We start from the raw sequence: 3,581 nt of genomic DNA, 5'->3' as shown, positions 1-3,581 counted from the left end.
AAAATACTCATAATTTTTCCTCCAACTAACCTTTAGGAAAGATTGTTTTCAAAATAACCCTCTTCCTTTTGATACTTAAACTATATACCAAGGCTTTTTATTTGAAAATTACTTCTATTCTATAGTAGTATACTTGTAACGTATACTTACCAGAAAGGAAAGCATTCATGATTGATGACTACCTTTTAGAAGCCCTTGTTGCTTTTGCCAAATACGGTACGCTCTCTGCCACAGCAGAGCACCTTATGGTCACTTAGCCAACGGTCACACGAGGCATGCAAAAACTCGAAGACTAACTCGGAGTAACTTTATTCAAACGAACTCCTAATCACATTAGCTTAACGGAAACAGGTCAATTAGCTACCAAAGAAGCTGAAAAATTGCTAGAAGCCAAACAGGCCTTTATCGATCATATCCAAGATTTTGAGAAACATTCAGGAAAAATACGATTAGGTTCAGTAGCTCCTGGTCCGCTTTACATTGCTGAAGATGTAGCATCCGAGCATATTAGCATTGATAAAAATTTGCTTTCTGAAGGGGGAATTATTGCTAAATTGCTTTCTCCAGATTATCAACTCATTTTTACACACCAAGAAATTCAAACAGATAACATCGAATCACTTTATGTCGGCACGGAAAGTTTACGTGTTAACAGTGGTGCCATGATCGTCCCAGCTAATAAAACCAAAACAACATTTCAAGAAATGGCTGGTTTTAGTTTCGTGGTCCTTCGCGACATTGGTATTTGGCAACAAATTATTGAGGACAATATTCCAAATGCGAAATTTATTTACCAAGATGAAGTTGATGATTTCAATGAAATTAGGCGCTATTCAAGTCTACCTTATTTCACTACCAACATCACGCATCTCACGCGCGAAAAGCAAGTTCACAATCGCCGTTTAGAAATGCCTATTACCGACGAAACAGCACAGATTGATTTTTACCTTGCCTATCTGAAAACGAACAAATCTCAGTTTAAAAAGGAAATTGCTGCCATTCAAACCGCCTGGGAAAATTTGAAATGAGAATGACGAAATATATATAAACAAAGCAGGCACTATCCATTAGTGAGATATATTTTGGTATGGTATACCCTTGGTGCTAATTAATTTCAAAAGACACAAAAAACTACTGCCCAGACTCCTTTAAACATCGGCGTAACGTTAAATTGGTTAACTTTTCTGATGTGTCCCTTCTCGTCTTGCTTTTGTTACAAGCTAAACTGAACATGACATCGCAACGCCATTTCTATAACATCTGCCGCTTCATTGCCAAGCTGTACGCAATCACAGAATCTCCATTTTTAAAGGATTAGCAGATGTTGGTTACTTTATCAGGTTATATTCCGAACTACGTTATGACACCAATCTCTGTTCATGATATCAAAGCAACCCATGAGCTATTAGAAGCATGCAAACAGTTGCTCATTATCAGCGATTTAGACTATCTAAGTAATGAACTCAAGTAGAGCCTAGGACTGGAAAGGTACTATCTATGGACAAGGTTTTTCGGAACTGTGCCGTCTTTTCGTCTTTTGGGTGTCCAAGACACATCATTAGTTAGAAGACTAGTTTGGATACAGTTAAGACCTGAACAAATCGTTCTTGCTCATAATTCACGTTATTTTTAAATTAACTAGAACCACGAATATAGTATAAAAAATCATTGTTGCTTTTTAACTAGCTATAGGTCTGATGCACTAAATTGTCGTATGAGGAGAGGTTAACTTATATACTAAATTTACTCTTAAAGTAGAAATTCTATTTATCAGAATCGGACTTCGCTATGAATACTCAGATATTTTAGTCAAATGCCAAATACTTGATGCCACTTAATACTTTACCAACAATCACCCCAAAGAAATCGTATATTGAGGAATATATAAAACTAGCTAGCAGTTTTGCTAGCTAGTTTTTGTTAAGTATTTTATCAAACTTTAAAGAAAAGAGTATTTTAGAATCAAACTAGCACATGAAAAGCATCATAAATCGCTAAGAAAATTATTCGTGTGCTAGTTCATTTCCTGAAGAATGACGAAGCTTTTGATGAAGATAAACCGAGATAAAAACCTTTTCAAAATATGATCTAAAGTATTCTAAAAAATTTAGAACAAACTATTGACAATTCTTATAGTTTTTCTTTCCTACGATGGTAACCAAGGTTTTAGGTTAAAAGGACATTTGATTATAAGCATATTGGAAAGCCTTTAGCACGTCCTTTGGAGCTTGGTCATAGGAAACTGAAGATTCTAGATTGCCCTTGACCACAATACGGTTGGTCGCAGCTTGGTCGGTACACGTCACCAAGGTTACCTCAGATTGCCCAGGACTGTCGTTTAGCACATCTGAGCGGTCAGGTGCTACTGACTCCACTGACGTGATGACATAAGTGTAAATCATTGATTTGTCCGTCAAATAAATCGTCATGCCAGTTTTAGCACGTTCAAGTGGTGAAAAGAGCATTTTAGACGAACCTTCCAATTCAAAAACGTGATGGCTGGCGAGTGCGTAATTATTGACCCCGCCCATAACTTGATTTTTCTTCATCGTCCCAGCGCCGTAAGATAATTCTGTATTGCCCAAGCCTTTAAAAATAGGAAGATTGATGTCTAAATCAGGGATGGCAATCCCACCAATCACAGGCAAATCAACCTGACTCGTCTGATTTTTTAAAACAGACTGCAAACTGATTGGCTCAACCGCTGAAAAATCATAAGTCACGTCTGCCGACTGGTTTTTTTCCAGTGTTTTTTTAGATACTTTTTCGATTTGGTAACGATTTGACTGGCGACCAATCAAAAAATTACAAATAGACTGATTAAAAATCAAGGCTAGACCAACGACGATTAAAACAAAGCAGATAAAGACTTTCAGAGTTGTTTCGAATCTTCTTTTCATATCCTTATAGCCTTATGCTTCATCATTTTCTTCTTCGGGATGGACGAGGGTAAAGGTCATGATTTTAGAATCTTGGTCCAATTTCATGACTTTAACGCCCAAGGTTGAACGACCTGTTTGCGAAATATTAGACACACCTGTACGAATGACAACACCTGTATCTGTAATAACCATGATATCCTCGTCACCATTGACAGTTGCTAGACCAGCTAACAGACCATTTTTCTCAGTGATCTTAACAGTCTTAATACCTTTACCACCGCGACCTTTAGTTGGGTATTCAGATGCAGCTGTACGTTTGCCGTAGCCCTTCTCTGTAATCACAAGCACTTCTTGGTCATCTGTGATGCGTGAAGCACCCACAACAGCGTCACCCTCACGAAGATTTACCCCACGAACACCTGAAGCTGAGCGGCTCATACTACGAACAGCACTTTCTTTAAAGCGGACACTATAACCAAAACGTGTTCCAATGATGATATCATCATCGCCGCTTGTTCGGATAACATTGATTAACTCATCACCGTCTTTAAGGGTAATAGCCTTCAGACCATTTTGACGAATATGCGCAAATTCAGACTCCTTAGTTCGCTTGATAATCCCATTTCGTGTCACAAAGAAGAAATAATTTTCTTCTGACTCAGCTTGTGTGGCTCTGATGATGGTTTGAACCACTTCGTC

At 37.9% G+C, this 3,581-nt stretch carries 3 protein-coding genes and 1 pseudogene; 2 read left to right on the top strand and 2 right to left on the bottom strand.

Going from position 1 to position 3,581, the window contains the following annotated elements:
- Nucleotides 1–380: 380 nt before the first annotated feature.
- Nucleotides 381–1,028 (top strand): LysR family transcriptional regulator, encoded by a 648-nt coding sequence (locus tag B3R79_RS06120; RefSeq protein WP_293695655.1) that lies wholly within the window; start codon nucleotides 381–383, stop codon nucleotides 1,026–1,028.
- 98 nt (nucleotides 1,029–1,126) lie between these two features.
- Nucleotides 1,127–1,633, top strand: a pseudogene (locus B3R79_RS07480) (IS982 family transposase); the annotation flags it as partial.
- A 538-nt stretch (nucleotides 1,634–2,171) separates the two neighbouring features.
- Here B3R79_RS07480 and B3R79_RS06110 read toward each other — a convergent pair.
- Entirely contained in the window at nucleotides 2,172–2,900 is a 729-nt protein-coding gene (locus tag B3R79_RS06110) for a class A sortase (protein ID WP_293695653.1), read from the bottom strand.
- Between the two features lie 12 nt (nucleotides 2,901–2,912).
- Nucleotides 2,913–3,581, bottom strand: a 669-nt coding sequence (locus B3R79_RS06105) for a DNA gyrase C-terminal beta-propeller domain-containing protein (protein WP_293695651.1), incomplete at its 5' end; no start/stop codon positions are given.

The organism is Streptococcus sp. UBA3373 (genome assembly GCF_002360305.1).
Lineage (GTDB): Bacteria > Bacillota > Bacilli > Lactobacillales > Streptococcaceae > Streptococcus > Streptococcus alactolyticus.
The sequence above is the reverse complement of the archived record's forward strand: the minus strand, read 5'-3'. Positions and strand labels throughout refer to the sequence as shown.

What these genes read in the sequence shown, in the direction of transcription:
- B3R79_RS06110 (WP_293695653.1), bottom strand. Translation starts at nt 2,900, where the DNA reads ATGAAAAGAAGATTCGAAACAACTCTGAAAGTCTTTATCTGCTTTGTT.